At 68.0% G+C, this 16,461-nt stretch carries 19 protein-coding genes; 6 read left to right on the forward strand and 13 right to left on the reverse strand.

The genetic code is table 11. The annotated features are described in order from the left end of the window. Positions 1-111: 111 nt before the first annotated feature. Both ABDW61_RS03055 and ABDW61_RS03060 read left to right on the forward strand, forming a co-directional pair. Positions 112-1,635, forward strand: coding sequence for an oligopeptide:H+ symporter (locus ABDW61_RS03055; protein WP_343636875.1), 1,524 nt, complete (start codon positions 112-114; stop codon positions 1,633-1,635). Between the two features lie 25 nt (positions 1,636-1,660). Further along, the gene (locus tag ABDW61_RS03060) at positions 1,661-2,641 is read left to right on the forward strand and encodes a hypothetical protein (RefSeq protein ID WP_343636092.1); all 981 of its coding nucleotides are present in this window, start codon (positions 1,661-1,663) and stop codon (positions 2,639-2,641) included. A 93-nt stretch (positions 2,642-2,734) separates the two neighbouring features. Here the strand turns inward: ABDW61_RS03060 and ABDW61_RS03065 are convergent, their stop codons facing one another. Both ABDW61_RS03065 and ABDW61_RS03070 read right to left on the reverse strand, forming a co-directional pair. Next, positions 2,735-3,040: a hypothetical protein gene (locus tag ABDW61_RS03065; protein WP_343636094.1), complete on the reverse strand. Its 306-nt coding sequence runs from the start codon at positions 3,038-3,040 to the stop codon at positions 2,735-2,737. A gap of 162 nt (positions 3,041-3,202) precedes the next feature. Then, complete coding sequence (locus ABDW61_RS03070; RefSeq protein ID WP_343636096.1) at positions 3,203-4,165, reverse strand: LysR family transcriptional regulator; 963 nt, start codon at positions 4,163-4,165, stop codon at positions 3,203-3,205. Between the two features lie 147 nt (positions 4,166-4,312). Between ABDW61_RS03070 and ABDW61_RS03075 the strand changes: the two genes are divergently transcribed. After that, a complete protein-coding gene (locus tag ABDW61_RS03075; RefSeq protein ID WP_343636098.1) occupies positions 4,313-5,527 on the forward strand; it encodes an MFS transporter in 1,215 nt (404 codons plus the stop codon). Between the two features lie 160 nt (positions 5,528-5,687). Here ABDW61_RS03075 and ABDW61_RS03080 read toward each other — a convergent pair whose 3' ends face one another. Further along, positions 5,688-6,335, reverse strand: coding sequence for a LysE family translocator (locus ABDW61_RS03080; RefSeq protein ID WP_343636100.1), 648 nt, complete (start codon positions 6,333-6,335; stop codon positions 5,688-5,690). A gap of 111 nt (positions 6,336-6,446) precedes the next feature. On the opposite strand from ABDW61_RS03080, the gene ABDW61_RS03085 reads away from it, so the two are divergent. Further along, a complete protein-coding gene (locus ABDW61_RS03085) occupies positions 6,447-7,250 on the forward strand; it encodes a TlpA disulfide reductase family protein (protein WP_343636102.1) in 804 nt (267 codons plus the stop codon). Here ABDW61_RS03085 and ABDW61_RS03090 read toward each other — a convergent pair. Further along, entirely contained in the window at positions 7,242-7,775 is a 534-nt protein-coding gene (locus ABDW61_RS03090) for a GNAT family N-acetyltransferase (protein ID WP_343636104.1), read from the reverse strand. The genes ABDW61_RS03085 and ABDW61_RS03090 overlap by 9 nt on opposite strands. A gap of 60 nt (positions 7,776-7,835) precedes the next feature. Here ABDW61_RS03090 and ABDW61_RS03095 point away from each other — a divergent pair, with 60 nt between their 5' ends. Both ABDW61_RS03095 and ABDW61_RS03100 read left to right on the forward strand, forming a co-directional pair. After that, positions 7,836-8,339, forward strand: coding sequence for a GNAT family N-acetyltransferase (locus ABDW61_RS03095; RefSeq protein WP_343636106.1), 504 nt, complete (start codon positions 7,836-7,838; stop codon positions 8,337-8,339). Positions 8,340-8,405: 66 nt separating this feature from the next. Beyond that, positions 8,406-9,041 carry a DJ-1/PfpI family protein gene (locus tag ABDW61_RS03100; RefSeq protein ID WP_343636108.1) on the forward strand — a complete coding sequence of 212 codons (636 nt, stop codon included), beginning with the start codon at positions 8,406-8,408 and terminating at the stop codon, positions 9,039-9,041. A gap of 170 nt (positions 9,042-9,211) precedes the next feature. On the opposite strand, the gene ABDW61_RS03105 is transcribed toward ABDW61_RS03100, so the two are convergent. The 9 genes from ABDW61_RS03105 to lepB all read right to left on the reverse strand — a co-directional run bounded on the left by ABDW61_RS03105 (position 9,212) and on the right by lepB (position 16,457). Then, complete coding sequence (locus ABDW61_RS03105) at positions 9,212-9,841, reverse strand: glycoside hydrolase family 25 protein (protein WP_343636110.1); 630 nt, start codon at positions 9,839-9,841, stop codon at positions 9,212-9,214. A 165-nt stretch (positions 9,842-10,006) separates the two neighbouring features. Further along, the gene (nagZ, locus tag ABDW61_RS03110; RefSeq protein ID WP_343636112.1) at positions 10,007-11,092 is read right to left on the reverse strand and encodes a beta-N-acetylhexosaminidase; all 1,086 of its coding nucleotides are present in this window, start codon (positions 11,090-11,092) and stop codon (positions 10,007-10,009) included. 53 nt (positions 11,093-11,145) lie between these two features. Further along, positions 11,146-11,541, reverse strand: a complete 396-nt coding sequence (gene acpS / locus ABDW61_RS03115; protein ID WP_343636114.1) for a holo-ACP synthase — start codon at positions 11,539-11,541, stop codon at positions 11,146-11,148. A 70-nt stretch (positions 11,542-11,611) separates the two neighbouring features. Further along, complete coding sequence (locus tag ABDW61_RS03120) at positions 11,612-12,394, reverse strand: pyridoxine 5'-phosphate synthase (protein WP_343636116.1); 783 nt, start codon at positions 12,392-12,394, stop codon at positions 11,612-11,614. Further along, entirely contained in the window at positions 12,391-13,167 is a 777-nt protein-coding gene (gene recO, locus ABDW61_RS03125; RefSeq protein WP_343636118.1) for a DNA repair protein RecO, read from the reverse strand. The genes ABDW61_RS03120 and recO overlap by 4 nt, the downstream gene beginning before the upstream one ends. Before the next feature lie 32 nt (positions 13,168-13,199). Further along, positions 13,200-14,093: a GTPase Era gene (era, locus tag ABDW61_RS03130; protein ID WP_343636877.1), complete on the reverse strand. Its 894-nt coding sequence runs from the start codon at positions 14,091-14,093 to the stop codon at positions 13,200-13,202. A gap of 235 nt (positions 14,094-14,328) precedes the next feature. Beyond that, complete coding sequence (gene rnc, locus ABDW61_RS03135; protein ID WP_343636121.1) at positions 14,329-15,036, reverse strand: ribonuclease III; 708 nt, start codon at positions 15,034-15,036, stop codon at positions 14,329-14,331. A gap of 22 nt (positions 15,037-15,058) precedes the next feature. After that, the gene (locus ABDW61_RS03140; RefSeq protein ID WP_343636122.1) at positions 15,059-15,415 is read right to left on the reverse strand and encodes a DUF4845 domain-containing protein; all 357 of its coding nucleotides are present in this window, start codon (positions 15,413-15,415) and stop codon (positions 15,059-15,061) included. A 55-nt stretch (positions 15,416-15,470) separates the two neighbouring features. Continuing rightward, positions 15,471-16,457: a signal peptidase I gene (gene lepB, locus ABDW61_RS03145; RefSeq protein WP_343636123.1), complete on the reverse strand. Its 987-nt coding sequence runs from the start codon at positions 16,455-16,457 to the stop codon at positions 15,471-15,473. Positions 16,458-16,461: the final 4 nt, after the last annotated feature.

Consider the following 16,461-nt stretch of genomic DNA (forward strand, 5'->3'; position numbering starts at 1 on the left):
GTCACAAGCGCTCGACGACACGACGGAGACTTCCCCTTGAACTCGACCACCATCGCAGCGGACCAGCCGGCCGGCGGCGCGGCGGGCGCGGCCACGCAGGCCGCGCCGAAGATGCCGCCGCAGATCCCGTTCATCATCGCCAACGAGGGCTGCGAGCGCTTCAGCTTCTACGGGATGCGCAACATCCTGACGGTGTTCCTGATGACCAGCCTGCTGCTGGCGATTCCGGAGCCGCTGCGCAAGGGCGAGGCCAAGGAGGTGTTCCACACCTTCGTGATCGGCGTCTATTTCTTCCCGCTGCTGGGCGGCTGGCTGTCGGACCGCTTCTTCGGCAAGTACAACACCATCCTCTGGCTGAGCCTGGTGTACTGCGCCGGCCACGCCTGCCTGGCCTTCTTCGAGAACAACCTCAAGGGCTTCTACTTCGGCCTGTTCCTGATCGCGCTGGGCTCGGGCGGCATCAAGCCGCTGGTGAGCTCGTTCATCGGCGACCAGTTCGACAAGAGCAACCGCACGCTGGCGCAGAAGGTGTTCGATGCCTTCTACTGGATCATCAACTTCGGCTCATTCTTCGCGTCGCTGCTGATGCCGATCTTCCTGAAGAAGTTCGGGGCGAGCGTCGCGTTCGGCATCCCGGGCGTGCTGATGTTCATGGCGACGGCGATCTTCTGGAGCGGCCGCCGCAAGTACACGCACCTGCCCGCCGGCGAGTCGCATCGCGACCCGAACGGCTTCCTGAAGGTGGTGCGCACGGCGCTGCTCTCGCAGGCGCCGGGCCAGGGCCGTGGCGGGCTGGTGGTCGCGGGGCTGGGCGTGGTGCTGGCGATCGGCGCGCTGGCGCTGACGCCCAACCTGGGCTTCGTGATCGCGTTCTGCTCGGCGCTGGTGCTGTTGATGGGCTTCGGCGGCGCCGGCGCCTGGATGCAGCTGGACCGCGCCCGCGCCGTCCATCCGGTGGAGGCGGTCGAGGGCGTGCGCACGGTGCTGCGGCTGCTGGTGCTGTTCGCGCTGGTCACGCCGTTCTGGTCCCTGTTCGATCAGAAGGCCTCGACCTGGGTGCTGCAGGCCGACCAGATGACCAAGCCGGCGTGGTTCGAGTCCTCGATGATGCAGGCGCTCAATCCGGCGCTGGTCATGATCCTGATCCCGTTCAACAACTTCGTGCTGTATCCGGTGCTGGAGCGCCTGGGCCTGAAGCTGACGGCGCTGCGCCGGATGGGCGCTGGCATTGCGTTCGCGGGTCTGGCGTGGATCGTCGTGGGCGGCATCCAGCTGAGCATCGACGACGGCCGGGAGCTGTCCATCCTGTGGCAGGTCCTGCCCTACGCGCTGCTGACGCTGGGCGAGGTGCTGGTGTCCGCGACGGGTCTGGAATTCGCCTACAGTCAGGCGCCGCTGGCGATGAAGGGCGTGATCACGAGCTTCTGGAACCTGTCGGTGACGATCGGCAACCTGTGGGTGCTGCTGGCCAACTCGAGCGTCAAGGGCGAGGCGGTCACCACGTACATCCAGTCCACGGGCACGAGCGTCACGGCGTTCCAGATGTTCTTCTTCGCGGCCTTCGCGCTGCTGGCGGCGCTGCTGTTCGCGCTGTACGCGCGGGGCTACCGCATGCAGGACAACTACCGGGGCTGAGGCCCCGATTCCGGGAGAGTTTCCGATGAGTCGTTTCGTTTCGCTGGCCGCCGCGCTGGCCGTGCAGGCCGCATTCGTGGCGCCGGCGGCGCTGGCGCAGGAGAGCGTCAAGCTCAACATGGTGCCGTTGCCGTCGGTGAGGCAGCAGGTGGACGTGACCATGGACATGAAGATGAACATGTCCATGCAGCTGCCCGCCGACGCGCCGGAGCAGGCTCGCGCGCAGGCCGAGCAGATGAAGGCGACGATGCCGGTCACGATGCAGATGGCGATGCGTCAGGTGCTATCGACGACGCCGAAGGCGGCGGACGGCAGCTACACGCTGAAGGCCGAGGTGAACTCGCTCAAGAGCGAAATGCGTGACGCGACGGGTCAGGTGCGGCCGCTGCCGCAGCAGGGGCCGATCCGCTTCACGGCGCAGCTGAAGAACGACCAGTTCGACAAGATCGATCTGGAGCTGCCGCCGACGATGCAGGCGCAGCAGGCGCTGTCGAAGGAGATGCAGGAGAAGATCTTCAACCAGAGCTTCGACTGGATGCGCAAGTTCAACGGCCAGACGATGAAGGTCGGCGAGTCGGTGGAGATGCCGATCGACCTGAACCTGCCCACCGGCGGCGCGCCGACCGGCAAGGTGCTGGGCAAGTACACGCTGACGGCGATCAACAAGGGCGTGGCGTCGTTTGACGTGGACATGCGAATGGACATGAGCTTCGCGGGTCCGGCGGCGGCGGCCTCGTCGGCATCGGCGCCCGAGGCGCCGGCTTCCGCGGCATCGGCCCCGGCTCCGGTGCAGGGGGCGATGACGGGCTCGGGCAAGGGCAAGATGGATCTGCGGATCGCGGATCGCCTGATGCTGCGCAGCACGATGACGATGTCGATGGGCATGGACATGAAGGGGGCCAAGGGCAACATGCGGATGGACATGGACATGACCATGGCGGCCAACGGCAAGGCCCTGCCCACCGCGAAGAAGGCCGCGCCAGCCAAGCCCGCCACCAAGGGCTGAGCGCGTGAGCGCCTGAAGCGCGCCGGAGAGCCGGCCGCGCAATGACGAGGACCGCCCGAGGGCGGTCCTTTTTTCTGCGCGTCAGCATTCTGGTCAGCCCATGAACTTGAACAAGGTCATGAGCACCGCCAGCACGCCGAAGCCCCCAAACATGGACGTCACCGTGAAGCGCTGCATGTCGGCGATCCGTTGGAACAACTCGGCCTTCATGTTGGCCATCTCCACTTTGAGATTGGCGATGTCAACCTTGATGTTGGAGATATCGAACTTCGTGGCGACCTCCTTCTGCGCCTCTCGAATCTCGGCCGCCATGTCTTTCCGAATGGCCTCTGCCGCTGACCGCGCCTGCGCTTCCGAGACACCCGCGCTCGTCAGCGCCAGAAAAACATCGATTTCCATTCACTACCTCTCTCTCGCTGGGAGTGGATCCAGGACTGGCAATCTACGCGTCGAGGTCGTCATTGGCACTGACTGGTTCTGAGGTCCAAGACGCCGTTCCCACTCGGACAAGTAGGGCACCCCCTCAGCATTGAGAGCGCTTGTTTGCCCGTCGACAAGCACTCACTTCCGCCGGACTTCCCGTATCCCCCGCATCGTCGGAATGACCTCCCGCATGACCTGCAGAAAGGCCCGCAGCCGTGCGGGCTGAAGCCGCCGCGAGGGATAGACGAGCGAAATCGGCAGCGGTGACGCGCACCAATCGGGGAGCAGCCGCACGAGCCGCCCTTGCGCGAGGTCGTCCATCACCGCCCATTGCGAGACGAGCGCCAGTCCGAGTCCCCGCCGCACGGACTCGATCAGCGCGAAGAGGCTGTCCGTGCCCAGCCGCGGACGGAAGCTCACATGCATGCGCCCTTCCCCCTTCGACGCGGTGAGGTCGATGCCGTCGCGATAGAACGCCAGCAGCGCCAGCCATGGCTGCGCGCCGAGCAGCGCGGCGATCTCCTCCGGGGATTTCCGGTCCAGGCCCTTGGGCAGTTTCTTCGCGAGCGCCGGCGCGGCGACGAGCACGCGCGGCACCTCGGCCAGCTGCGTCGCGATCAGATTGGGTTGGCTGATTTCGCCGACCAAGAGCGAGCAGTCGACGTTCTCCCGGCTGAAGTCGGGCAACTGGTCCTGCAGCATCCATTCGACCGACACACGCGGATGCCGCGTCAGGAACGCGGCGAGCGGATCGATCAGTTGGCTCTGCCCGAACGCATGCGGCACGCGCAGACGCAGCGTGCCGGCCAGTTCGTCGCCGCCATCGAGCTCCTCGGCCAGCGATTGCCAGCCATCGATCAGGTCCTGCGCCTGCGCGGCGCAGCGCTCGCCCTCCTCGGTGAGCCGCAGCCCGCGCGTCGAGCGCTCGACAAGCCGCGCGCCGAGCAGCGACTCCAGCATCTGCACGCGCCGGCTGACGGTCGGCTGCGTGGTGGCGAGCTGCTGCGCGGCGGCGGAGAAGCTGCCGGCCTCCGCGACGCGGAGGAAGGTCTGCAGTAGCGCGAGGCGGTCCTGGCCGCTGTCCCGGGTGGTCTCGTTCATGGACCGCTTTATACGCCGCGCGTATGGCTGCTGTGCATGCCGGACCGGTTCCGGCCAGGCCTGCGAATCCGAAGAATGCAGGTCATTCGATGCGAACCCGCATCTTCTGTCCTTCTGCTTTCTTGAATCGCCCCTTCGGGAGTTGCCATGACCACCCTTCCCTTTCAATCGACCTCCGCCGCCGCGCCGCGCGAGGCCAGCGCGCCGTCCGCGCCGCTGATCGTCTTGCTGGCGGCCTCGGCGGGACTCGGCGCGGCGTCGCTGTACTACAGCCAGCCCATCCTGGCGCCGCTGGCCGAGGATCTGCACGCCTCGAGCGCTGGCATCGGCGCGGTGCCGATGCTGACGCAGCTCGGCTATGCGGCGGGCATCCTGCTGCTGACGCCGCTGGGCGACCGCTTCGATCGCCGCAAGGTCATCCTGACGAAGTTCGCGCTGCTGATCGCGACGCTGCTGCTGAGCGGATTCGCGCCGGGCTTCGCGCCCTTCCTGGCGGCGAGCGCGCTGCTCGGCCTGACCGCGACGCTGGCGCAGGACGTGGTGCCGATGGCGGCGGCCCTCAGCCCCGCGGAGCATCGCGGCCGCATCGTCGGCCAGGTCATGACCGGGCTGCTGATGGGCATTCTGCTGTCACGAGTGATGAGCGGCGTGATCGCCGACCTGCTCGGATGGCGGTGGGTCTATGGCATCGCGGCGCTGGCATTGACGATCGCGGGGCTGGCGAGCTGGCGTTGGCTGCCGTCGTCCCCGCCGGCGATGCGCACGACGTATGGCGCGCTGCTGCGCTCGCTGGGCGGCCTGTGGCGTTCGTGGCCGACGCTGCGCCGCGCCGCGATCGCACAGGCCTTGCTCGCGGTGGCGTTCAGCGCCTTCTGGTCGACGCTGGCGGTGATGCTGCATCAGCGCTTCGGGCTGGGCAGCGCGGTGTCGGGCGCCTTCGGTCTGGCGGGCGCGGCTGGCGCGCTGGCGGCGCCGCTGGCGGGCCGCATCGCCGACAAGCGCGGTCCTGGCGTCGTGACGAAGCTCGGCGCGCTGCTGGTGACGCTGTCGTTCGCGGCGATGTCGGTAACGGCGTGGCTGGATCGATCGGCGGCGATCGTGGTGCTGGTGGCGCTGGCGATCGTCTTCGATTTCGGCGTGCAGGCGGCGCTGGTCGCGCACCAGACGATCGTCTACAGCCTCGACCCGGCCGCGCGCAGCCGCCTCAACGCGCTGCTGTTCACCGGCATGTTCATCGGCATGGCCACGGGCGCGGCACTGGGGAGCGCGCTGCTGTCATCGCTCGGGTGGCTGGGCGTGACAGGCCTGGCGACCGTCGCGAGCGCCGCAGCGCTGGTGGTGCGAATCACGGCGGACGAGTAAGGCTGCGCACCGGGGAACGAGGCGTCAGTCCCCGCGTCCCAGAGGGATCGCAGAAGCGCTGCGGCGGCCCGAGCGCCGCCATCAGCGGCGTGTAGAACGCGAGCGCCGGTCGAAATCGCCGACGCCGATGAACACGTGCGAGAACATGCCGGCGCCGCGCTTACTGCGTCCGCCCGCGCCAACCGAGAAGGCTCACGCCGAGCGCCACGAAGCACGCGCCGAAGCTGCGGTTCATGATCCTCACGCGGCGGGGCGAGGCCAGGCCACGGCGCAGCGCGCGGGCCAGCACGACGTAGAAGCCATGCGCCAGTACCGCGCAGAGCGAGAAGGTCACCGTCAGCACGACGAAGTCGCGCATCGCCGTCTCGGAGTGATTCATGAACTGCGGAAACAGCGCGGTGAAGAACAGGATCGCCTTCGGATTGGTGAGCGCGACCAGGATGCCGCGCATGAACAGCGCCCGGCGCGAGAGCCCCGCCGTTTCCGCGGCGGCTGCGTCGCCGTCCGCGATCGAGGCCATGCGTTCGCCCTGGCGCCACTGCTTGACGCCGAGCCAGACCAGATAGCAGGCGCCGAGCAGCTTGACGACGAGGAAGGCCTTGGCCGAGGTGCTGAGCAGTACGCCCAGCCCGGCCGTCGTCGCGGCGGACACGGCCAGCAGCCCGATCGCATTGCCCAGCGAGCCCACCATCGCGCGCCGCGGCCCGACGCTGAGCGAGTTCGAGATGGCCATCAGCACGGCCGGTCCCGGCGTGAAGGTGACGAACAACGCCACGCTGACAAAGCCCAACCAAGCGGTCACATCCACGACGATCTCCCAGCGCACGCAACAGGAAGCGGCGATGTTAACGGCGGCTCTCTCGCAGCTAGGATTGCCCGATCGATTGACCCCTCGAGCGCGGTAGCCCCGAAGCAAGCCATGAGCGAAGCCGTCGCGATCGGCCCCTTGGTCCTGCCGTGGACCTTTGTCCATCTGTGCATCGCTGTCGCGGTCTCGAGCGCCGTGGCCTCGATGCTCGCGCGCCGGCGCCGGCAGGAGGCCGGTCCGCTGCTCTGGCGAGGCCTGCTCGTCGCGCTGCTGTTCGCGCGGCTGGGCTTCCTCTATCAGTACAAGGAGCTCTACGCCGAGCATCCGCTCAGCGCCTTCAACATTCGTGATGGCGGCTGGTCGCCCGAAATCGGGATCATCGCGATGTGGATGTACGCGACCTTCCGATTGAGGAACGCGCCGGCCCTGCGCGTGTCGGCATCGGTGCCGCTGGCGATCGGGACGGCGTTGATCGTCGCGGGACAGATCCAGCTCGCGCTGCAGCCTGCTTCCGCGCCGCTGCCAGCGCTGCAGTTCACGCAGTTGAACGGCGAACGCCTGGACCTCGCCGCGCGCGATGGCAAGCCGGTGCTCGTCAACCTGTGGGCGACTTGGTGCGGCCCCTGTGTGCGCGAGATGCCGATGCTCGCGCAGGCGCAGCGCGATCGCCCCGACGTGCGCTTCGTCTTCATCAACCAGGGCGAGGACGCGGACCACGTTGCGAAGTGGTTGAGCGCTCAACGCCTCACGATGGATAACGTCGCCATCGATGAACGGCGCCAGGCAAGCGCGGCATTCAAGCAGGCCGGCTATCCGACGACGCTGCTCTTCGATGCCTCCGGCCGCCTGGTGGCCAAGCGCACCGGCGAGTTGTCGGAGCCTGCCCTTCAGGCGATGCTGACGCGATTACGCTGAGGCGTGCAGTCGCTGGTAGAGACGATCGGTCGTTTCGATGTCGATGGTTTCAGCGAGTTCGATCGGAGCGGGCTCGAACCCCAATCGCGAGAGCAGCGCGATCGAGCGCGCATTGCGCGTCTCCGTCGAGGCCAGGAATCGCGTCACGCCGTGGGCGGCGAGCAGGTAGTCGAGCATCGCAGTAGCGGCCCGCGTCGCGTGCCCATGACCTCGTGCTTCCGCGTTCATGACGTAGGCGATCCAGCAGCGGTCGCGTGCTTCGATCGTCGCTTGCACATAGCCGATCAGCCGGCCGTCATCGCGCCGGATCATCCAGTTGAACCAGAGCTCGCTGCCGTCGGGAGAAGCCCCCTTCGATCGCCGCTCGAAAGCCGCCTTCAACCAGTCGAGCGTCGGTGGCGTCTCCGGCGCGAGGAACTCGTAGATCGAGCGATCGGCGAGCACGGCGTGCATCTCTTCGGCGTGATCGACAGAGACAGGTTCGAGGCGCAGGGAAGGCGCAATCAGCGGCGGGAATGCGGACATGGCGCGAGTGTCCCTCAGACCAGTAGCCTTTAACATCACGCATCCTCTGCCCCGAACACCATGCGACTCCGCGCCATCACGCTCGACGAGACCGCCGCCATCGACCTCGTCGCCCAGCGCATGCGGGCGACTCTCGTCGAGGTGGAAGGTGAGCAAGCCGGCGGCGGCATGTACTCGATGGACTGGCTGCGCGATCGGGTGCGATGGCATCTGGACGGGCGGGCCGCCGCGGTCGTCGTCGCCCAGGACCCCGCCGGCGCGATCGTCGGGCACACGATCTATCGGATCGAAACAAGTGCGGACGGCACGCCCTTCGGGCTGGTCTCCACGACCTACGTCGTGCCGGAGGCACGGCGGCTCGGCGTCGCGCAACAGTTGCTCGAGCACGCGGAGTCGTGGTTCAGAGCGCGCGGCCTGCCGCAGTGCTGCACCTGGACATCGTCAACGAACGCGCCGCTCATCGCCCTCTACACGCGCAACGGCTTCGCGCTGGCCGAGCGCGCTTCCAACGAGTTGACGCGGACACCCATGGTCCGGCTCGCCAAGCAACTCACTGCGCGCTGAAGAAACTCGGCGCCTGATCTCCCCTGGACGCGGTGCCGTGGGCACGCACCTTGCCGCCCCTGCGGCATGAACGCTCCATCCCGCATCGTCCATCTCTACCTCTTCGAGGGCTTCGCCGACTGGGAGGCTGCCTACGCGGTCGCCGGCATCAACACGCCGGAGTTCCAGAAATCACCGGGGACTTGGCAGGTGAAGACCGTCGCCGCCGCGGGCGCCAACCTCGCGCGATCGATGGGCGGCCTGTCGGTGATGCCCGACATCCGGCTTTCGACGCTGTTCCCCGACGACAGCGAGCTATTGATCCTTCCCGGCGGCGCCGGCTGGGACAAGGGCGAGCACCTGGAAGCGGCGAAGAAGGCCAAGGAGTTCCTCGATGCCGGCAAGCGCGTGGCCGCGATCTGCGGCGCCACGGCGGGCCTGGCACGGCTCGGCGTGCTCGACGGCCGGCAGCACACGAGCAACGCGCTGTCCTATCTGAAGGGCGTGCCCGAGTACGCTGGCAGCGACCGCTACGTCGACGAGCCCGTCGTCATCGACCGCGGGCTGATCACCGCCGGCGGCATGTCAGCGCTGGACTTCGCGCGCGCCATCTTCGAGACGCTCGACATCTACTCACCCGACCCCCTCGAGGCCTGGTACCAGCTCAACAAGACCGGGCAGTCGGCCTGGTTCGCGAAGATGGCGCGGGCAGAAGGGCGCTGAGCGCCGCAGCCCGCTCTGGTCGCCGAGCCAGCACGCCCTCCATGGTCAGCGTCATGCTGGCCCGCTCCCTGATCGATCGTTGTCCGGTCAGTTGGGGCAGAGTCCAATTGGCCGGCGCGGCCACGCGCGCCCACCCATCGGGGTGGAGCGCGTCGCTCGAACATGGGCGCTCAGGGGCTGGACCAGAAGGCCCGCAACTTGGCCTCGGTACCGAAGTACTGGTCGCGGTCGCAGCGGCCGATGCCCGGCACCTCGTGCGGCGCGTCGCCGGCCGCGCCATCGGTGTACTGCCACAGCGTCCAGTGCTCCCAGACCTTGGGAATCAGCGGCGGCGCGCCGTAGCGCGCGAACCAGAGCCAGCACTTGGACAGCTCGGTCTGCTCGGGCGACGCGATCCCGGCTGCGGCCAGCGCCTCCTTGATCGTGTGCCCCGAGTACAGCCCCGGATAGCGTCCCGTCTTCTGGAAGACGTGATGCACGAACTGCTCGGCCTCGAGCAGCGACATGTCGTGACCCTGCGGATTGGGTTCGAAGTCGAGCACGAGCAGCATCGACGGATCACCGACGGTCTTCAGGAAGAACTCCGCCTGCGCGACGGGGTCGCCCGAGGTGCCGAAGTGATAGGCGCCAAACAGCAGGCCAGCCTGACGCGCGCGGGTGCGATGGTCGTCGAGGGTGGGATCCTTGTATGAGAAGCCCTGCGTCGCCTTGTGGATGGCGCCGATGACGCCCGCATCGGCGGCCGCGGCGAAGCTCGACACCTGGTTGTGGTGGGAAAGGTCGATGACAGCGTTGATCACTGGGAGTCCTCCTTGGCCGCCGTCCGGCGCGGACGGGCTCCTCGACATGGAAGCCGCCGCGCGGACGGATGTGGGCCTGTCAGCGGGGCAGTGTCAAGGAACGCTTCGGGAGGAACAAGGCGGGACGCGGCGAGGCATCCTATCGATTGCGGATGCGCCGCGCCATCACGGCAGCCGCGCCAGCGCCTCCAGGTACCTCGGCGCGAGCATCAGCTCATCCCAGGTCAGCGGCGCCGACTGCGGCACCAGCGCCGCGCGGCGCGCCTCGCTGTCGATCGCCGGCGCCCACGCGCCGGACGACTGCGCCTGGCTCAGGCCGTCGAGCAGCTCGTCGATCGCGCGGCCGCCCTGCTCCAGGCTCTGGTTGCACAGCAGCACCAGGTCGCAGCCCGCGCCCAGCGCCGCCAGCGCCGCCTCGGTGTAGCCCACCGGCCGGCCCTCGATCACGCGCGCCGCGGCCATGCCGAGGTCGTCGCTGAACACCGCCCCCGCGAAGCCCAGCCGGTCGCGCAGGATGTCCTGCAGCCAGCGCCGGCTGAAGCCCGCCGGGCGGCCGTCCACCTTGCGGTAGATCACGTGCGCGGGCATCACCGCCGACAGGCTCAGACTCAGCCATTCGAACGGGCGCACGTCCTCCGCCAGGATCGCCTTCAGCGAGCGCGTGTCCACCGGCACGCCCACATGCGAATCGACGCTCACCGCGCCATGCCCCGGGAAGTGCTTGCCGCAGCTGCCCATGCCCGCCAGCGCGAAGCCCTGCATCAGGCTCTGCGCCAGCAGGCTCACCACGCGCGGATCGCGATGGAAGCTGCGCGAGCCGATCACCGGACTCACCGACTGCCGGCCCTCGTCCTGATGATCCAGGTCCAGTACCGGCGCGAAACTCATGTCCACGCCGCAGGCGCGCAGCTCCAGCGCCAGCACCAGACCGGTGGCCGTCGCGGCCTGCACGGCCCGCATCGCGTCCTCCATCCACAGCTCGCCGAGCGTGCGCATCGCCGGCAGCGCCGTGAAGCCATCGGTGCGGAAGCGCTGCACGCGGCCGCCTTCCTGGTCCACGGCGATCAGCAGATCCGGCCGGATCGACTTGGCCTCGGCGCACAGCGCCGTCAGTTGCGCGCGGCTTTCAAAGTGGCGCGCGAACAGGATCATCCCGCCCGTCAGCGGATGCGCGAGCCGGCGGCGGTCGTCCGCCGTCAGCGCCGTGCCGGCGATGTCCAGGATCACCGGCGAATGCAGGGAGTCGGTCATGGATGCTTGTCTCTCCGTTGTCTCTGTCGTGGGGCGCGCGAACCGGCTCGCGCTCAGCCCCGGGTCTCGACGACGACGAACGCCGTCGCGTAGTCCGTCTCGTCGCTCACGGTCACGTGGGCGCTCAGCCCCTTGGCCTCGAACCACTGGGCCAGGCCGCCGTGCAGCCGGATCTCCGGCTTGCCGCTGGGCGCCTTGACGACCTCGCAGTCCCGCCACGTCATCGGCATGCGCATGCCCATGCCGATCGCCTTCGAGAAGGCCTCCTTGGCCGAGAACCGCGTCGCCAGGTAGGCGATGCCCCGCGCCGGCACCTTCGCGTAGCGCGCGCGGAACACGCCGATCTCGTGCGGGCCCAGCACCTTCTCGGCGAAGCGCTCGCCGCGCCGCTCGAAGGTCTGACGAATGCGCCGGATGTCGCAGACGTCCGTGCCGATGCCGTAGATCATCGCGGCCCTTTCATGCGCGGCAGGTGCGCGCTTCGTGCCCGGTTCGTGTGGATGGCGTGCCGGATTGCAATCAGACGTACGCGCGCTGGATGCAGCGCTGATAGTCGCGCACGGTCTCGGCGTAGCCGAGTTCCAGCGCGTCGGCGATCAGCGCGTGGCCGATCGAGACCTCCGCCACGCCCGGCACCTCGCGCAGGAAGCGCGTCAGGTTGTCGCGGTTCAGGTCATGTCCCGCGTTGATCGCGAGTCCCTGCGCCAGCGCCGCCCGCGCCGCCGCCGTGAAGCCGGCCAGCACTTCGGCCTCGCGCGGGGTGCCGAAGGCGCTCGCCCAGGTCTCGGTATAGAGCTCGATGCGGTCCGCGCCCAGCGCGGCCACGTGGGCCATCGCCTCCGGCAAAGGATCCATGAACAGGCTCACCCGCACGCCCAGCGACTTGCACTCGGCGATCATCGGCCGCAGCCGCTCGTTGTCGGCCGGGAGCGTCCAGCCGTGATCGGAGGTGAACTGGTCCTCGCTGTCCGGCACGAAGGTCGCCTGATGCGGCCGCACTTCCCGGATGAAGGCCATCAGGTTCTGCGTCGGGTTGCCCTCGATGTTGTATTCGGCCTGCGGCCAGGCCTTCATCAGCGCGGCCAGCTCGCGCACGTCATCGGCGCGGATGTGGCGCTCGTCGGGACGCGGGTGCACCGTGATGCCCTGCGCGCCGGCCTCCAGGCACAGCTGCGCCGCGCGCGTCACGCTGGGAATGCCCAGGTGCCGGGTGTTGCGCAGCAGGGCGACCTTGTTGACGTTGACGGACAAGGCGCAGCGCGCCTCGTGGCGGCCGGCTTCGGGAGCGATCAGCGGATTCATGTGAGCAGCTTCTGGACGTCGAGCAACACTTGCCGCGTCCGCAGAGGACGATGCCCCAGATGATAGTGAAGCAATCCTCGCAGCAGCGGCTTCAAGGCCGGCCCCGCGAACTCGCAGGCCTGCTGCAGTGCCGCCTGGCTGCCGTGCAGCAGCGCCGCCTGCAACTGGATGAAGGCCATGCCGCTCAGTTGCGGCGCGTCGTGCGTCGGCACGATGACGCCCGACTCCGGCGCCAGCAGGTAGGACCGCTCGGGATCGAGCGGGGCCTGCGTCGTCGCCAGCACGCTCAGGTCGGGTAGCAGGCCGCAGGTGGCCAGCAGCCGGAACTCGAAGGCGCGCAGCGCGAACTGCGCGTCGTCAACGGAGCGCAGTTGCGGCAACAGCGCCGCATAGGCGTCGAACAGCTCAGGCTGCGCCTCCTGCCGGGGCAGGAATTTCAGCAGCAGCTCGTTGACGTAATAGCCGCTGAACAACGCCGCGCCGCTGGGCAGCGTCTGTCCGCCGACCCATTCCGCACCGCGCAGCGACTGCACCTCGGCCGCGCCGTCCTCGTTCATCTTCGAGGGCTTGGACAGCGTCACCTGCAGACGCAGGAACGGCAGCAGCACCGATCGCAGCTGCGAATACGGCCGCTTGGCTCCCTTGGCCACCACCGCCAGCCGGCCGTGCTCGCGGCTGAACAGGTCCAGCACCAGGCTGGTCTCGCTCCAGTCGTAGTGATGCAGGACGAAAGCCGCCTGCGTGGCGGGCGTCTTGGGGGCGCGGGGGGCCATGGACGCGGATCGTCAGCGAGCGCGTGCCGTGCTCACTCGTAGCCGTAGCTTCTGAGGTGTTCCTCGCTGTCGGCCCAGCCGGAGCGGACCTTGACCCACAGCTCCAGGAACACGCGCGCGTCCATCAGCGTCTCGAGCTCCTGGCGGGCCTCGGAGCCGATGCGCTTCAGGCGCTCGCCGCCCTGGCCGATGACCATGCCCTTCTGGGCGTCGCGCTCGACCACGATGGTCGCGGCGATGCGGCGCAGGTTGCCTTCTTCCTCCCAGCGGTCGATGATCACCGTCGCCTCGTAGGGCAGCTCGTCGCCGGTCAGGCGGAAGAGCTTCTCGCGGATCATCTCGGCGGCCAGGAATTTCTCGCTGCGGTCCGTCAGCGCATCCTCCTCATAGAACCATTCCTGGTTCGGGAGATACGGCTTCAGGATCTGGAACAGGCGCTGGACGTCCGAGTCCTTCTTCGCCGACAGCGGGACGAACTCGCTGAAGTTGCGGCGCTCCTGCATGCTCTTGAGCCAGGGCATCAGCTCGGCCCGGCGGTGCACCGCATCCAGCTTGTTGGCGATCAGCACCACCGGCTTGTCCTGCGGCAGCAGCGACAGCACCTTGGCATCGTCCAGGCCGAAGCGGCCCGCCTCGACCACGAACAGCACCAGGTCCACGTCCGCCAGCACGCCCTGCACCGTGCGGTTCAGGTTGCGGTTCAGCGCCGTGCTGTGCTTGGTCTGGAAGCCGGGGGTGTCGACGAAGACGAATTGCGCCTCGTCGACGGTGCGCACGCCGGTGATGCGGTGACGCGTGGTCTGCGCCTTCTTCGACGTGATCGAGACCTTCTGGCCGACCAGCGCGTTCAGCAGCGTGGACTTGCCCACGTTGGGCCGGCCGACGATGGCGATCAGGCCGCAGCGCGCGTCGCCCTCGTAAGGCATCGCGCCGATGCCGCCCTGGACCTCGGGCAGGCCGCCCTCGGCGCCCTCCTCGTCCTGTTCGCCGCCGTCATGCGCGGCGGCATCGGCGTCGTGGTCCAGCGGGGTCTCGGGGTCGTGCGGGGCGTTCAGGGTCGGGTCCTTGGAAACGGAAGAAGTGGTGTCGGAAAGGGGATCGGACGAAGACGCCGCCTCGGGCGTCTTCGGAGGGGTGGGTGCGTTCATCGCGGGCTCCGCGTCAGTCGCGCAGGCCGGTGCCGGGGCGGTCGCCAGCGAGCAGTTCGTCCAGCACCTGCCTGGCCGCCTCCTGCTCCGCGATCCGGCGCGAGCGGCCTTCGCCGCGGCGCGACAGCGTCAGCGCGGCCACTTCACATTCGACGGTGAAGGTCTGGGCATGCGCCTGGCCCCGCGTCTCGACGATGCGGTAGGCCGGCACCGCCAGCTTGCGCGCCTGCAGCCATTCCTGCAGCGCGGTCTTGGAGTCCTTGGCCCACTGGTCGATGCCGCTGGCCGCGATGGTCTCGCCCAGCAGCCGGCGCACGATCTCGCGCGCCGCTTCGTAGCCGCCATCCTGGAAGGCGGCACCGATCACGGCCTCCAGCGCGTCGGCCAGGATCGACGGACGCTGCGCGCCGCCGCCACGAGCCTCGCCCTCGCTCATGCGCAGGCATTCCGGCATCTGCAGCTGCAGCGCCAGCCGGTGCAGGCTGTCCTCGCGCACCAGGTGCGCGCGGATCCGGGTCAGGTCCCCCTCGTCCGAGCCGGCGAAGCGCTCGAACAGCAGAGCCGACACCGCCAGGTTCAGCACCGCGTCGCCCAGGAACTCCAGGCGCTCGTTGTGCTGCTGGCCAAAGCTGCGATGCGTCAGCGCGCGCTGCAGCAGCCCCGCCTGCGAGAAGCGGTAGCCCAGGCGTTGCTGAAAGGCGTCGAGCGCGTGAGGTGTCATGGACGGGAACCGGTCGGGCGAGTCAGTGCGACTCGCCTTTGTACTTGATCAACAGGAATGCGGGGCCGAACAGGGGCACTTCCTTGTCGTAGGCGAAGCTGATCTTCACCTTGTCGTCGACCTTGGTGATGGTCAGATCCTTGGGTTCGATGCTCACGATCGAATATTCGATCTGCTTGGTGCGCTCGAACGAATCACGCGCGGCCGCCACCGTCGGCGGGCTGTCCTTGGCGATCTTGTCGATCGCGCGCTGGATCGTGTAGTACTCCATCACCGTCGGCACCACGCGCAGCAGCACGACCGAGCCGCCGCCAATGATCACCGCCCAGAACAGCAGGCCCAGCAGGCTGATGCCGCGTTGAATCTTCCGTGCCCTCATCACGTCTTGCTCCGATATTGATGTCGATACAGGTTAGCCGCGTGCCGGCCCGCCGTCACTGGATGCCGCCGATGCGCTTCAGGTTGCCGAAGTTCATCCAGACCACGAAGGCGCGGCCCACGATGTTCTCATCCGGCACGAAACCCCAGAAGCGCGAGTCCTGCGAGTTGTCGCGGTTGTCGCCCATCATGAAGTAATGGCCGGCTGGCACCTTGCAGGTCACGCCTTCCAGCGTGTATTTGCAGTTCTCGTTGTTCGGGAAATCGTAGAGCTTGTAGATGCCGCCACGCGCGTTCGGGTCCACCAGGATCTGGTGCTCCACGTCGCCCAGCTTCTCGGTGAAGCGCTGCCGGAAACGCATGGCGCTCGGGCTCGGATCGTCGTCGAAGAACTGGCCCTGCTCGGTGGTCTCCACCAGCTTGCCGTTCAAATACAGCTTCTGGTTCAGGTAGGCGATCTCGTCGCCCGGCAGGCCGACGGCGCGCTTGATGTAGTCGACGGTCGGATTCTGCGGATAGCGGAACACGACCACGTCGCCACGCTTCACGTCGTTGTTGCTGATGATCTTCTTGTTGATCACCGGCAGCCGGATGCCGTAGTGGAACTTGTTCACCAGGATCAGGTCGCCGATCATCAGCGTCGGCACCATCGAGCCCGACGGGATCTTGAACGGCTCGAACATGAACGATCGCAGCAGGAACACGATCAGGATCACCGGGAACAGCCCGGCGGTCCAGTCCAGCCACCAGGGCTGGCGCAGGATCTCCTGGCGCGCGCCCTCGACGTCGCCGTCGACACGCTGGATGCCTTGCGCTGCCAGCGAGGCGCGGCGCCTTTCGTCAGCCTGGGCCAGTGCCTGGGCCGCGCGTTCACGCGCGGGTTGGAAGTGCAAGCGCTCGGCCAGCCAGTACGCCAGCGTCACCGTCGTCAGGATCAGCAGCAGCAGCGAGAAGTTGCCGTTCCAGTAGCCCTTGTACCAGCCGCCCAGGTAGGCGATCAGGGCGGCATACAGCAACCCGGTCAGTGCGCTCATGGCTTTCATTCGG

The sequence above is a fragment of the Roseateles sp. genome (assembly GCF_039595595.1).
Taxonomy (GTDB): Bacteria; Pseudomonadota; Gammaproteobacteria; order Burkholderiales; family Burkholderiaceae_C; genus Roseateles.

Bases quoted from the DNA above. Each gene is read 5' to 3' on its own strand.
- ABDW61_RS03090 (WP_343636104.1), bottom strand. From the start codon at position 7,775: ATGTCCGCATTCCCGCCGCTGATTGCGCCTTCCCTGCGCCTCGAACCT.
- ABDW61_RS03120 (WP_343636116.1), bottom strand. From the start codon at position 12,394: ATGAATCCGCTGATCGCTCCCGAAGCCGGCCGCCACGAGGCGCGCTGC.
- acpS (WP_343636114.1), bottom strand. From the start codon at position 11,541: ATGATCTACGGCATCGGCACGGACGTCTGCGACATCCGGCGCATTCGT.
- nagZ (WP_343636112.1), bottom strand. From the start codon at position 11,092: ATGACCGACTCCCTGCATTCGCCGGTGATCCTGGACATCGCCGGCACG.
- ABDW61_RS03140 (WP_343636122.1), bottom strand. From the start codon at position 15,415: ATGAGGGCACGGAAGATTCAACGCGGCATCAGCCTGCTGGGCCTGCTG.
- ABDW61_RS03075 (WP_343636098.1), top strand. From the start codon at position 4,313: ATGACCACCCTTCCCTTTCAATCGACCTCCGCCGCCGCGCCGCGCGAG.
- era (WP_343636877.1), bottom strand. From the start codon at position 14,093: ATGCCTTACGAGGGCGACGCGCGCTGCGGCCTGATCGCCATCGTCGGC.
- recO (WP_343636118.1), bottom strand. From the start codon at position 13,167: ATGGCCCCCCGCGCCCCCAAGACGCCCGCCACGCAGGCGGCTTTCGTC.
- ABDW61_RS03065 (WP_343636094.1), bottom strand. From the start codon at position 3,040: ATGGAAATCGATGTTTTTCTGGCGCTGACGAGCGCGGGTGTCTCGGAA.
- rnc (WP_343636121.1), bottom strand. From the start codon at position 15,036: ATGACACCTCACGCGCTCGACGCCTTTCAGCAACGCCTGGGCTACCGC.
- ABDW61_RS03095 (WP_343636106.1), top strand. From the start codon at position 7,836: ATGCGACTCCGCGCCATCACGCTCGACGAGACCGCCGCCATCGACCTC.
- ABDW61_RS03060 (WP_343636092.1), top strand. From the start codon at position 1,661: ATGAGTCGTTTCGTTTCGCTGGCCGCCGCGCTGGCCGTGCAGGCCGCA.
- ABDW61_RS03070 (WP_343636096.1), bottom strand. From the start codon at position 4,165: ATGAACGAGACCACCCGGGACAGCGGCCAGGACCGCCTCGCGCTACTG.
- ABDW61_RS03100 (WP_343636108.1), top strand. From the start codon at position 8,406: ATGAACGCTCCATCCCGCATCGTCCATCTCTACCTCTTCGAGGGCTTC.
- ABDW61_RS03055 (WP_343636875.1), top strand. From the start codon at position 112: ATGCCGCCGCAGATCCCGTTCATCATCGCCAACGAGGGCTGCGAGCGC.
- lepB (WP_343636123.1), bottom strand. From the start codon at position 16,457: ATGAAAGCCATGAGCGCACTGACCGGGTTGCTGTATGCCGCCCTGATC.
- ABDW61_RS03085 (WP_343636102.1), top strand. From the start codon at position 6,447: ATGAGCGAAGCCGTCGCGATCGGCCCCTTGGTCCTGCCGTGGACCTTT.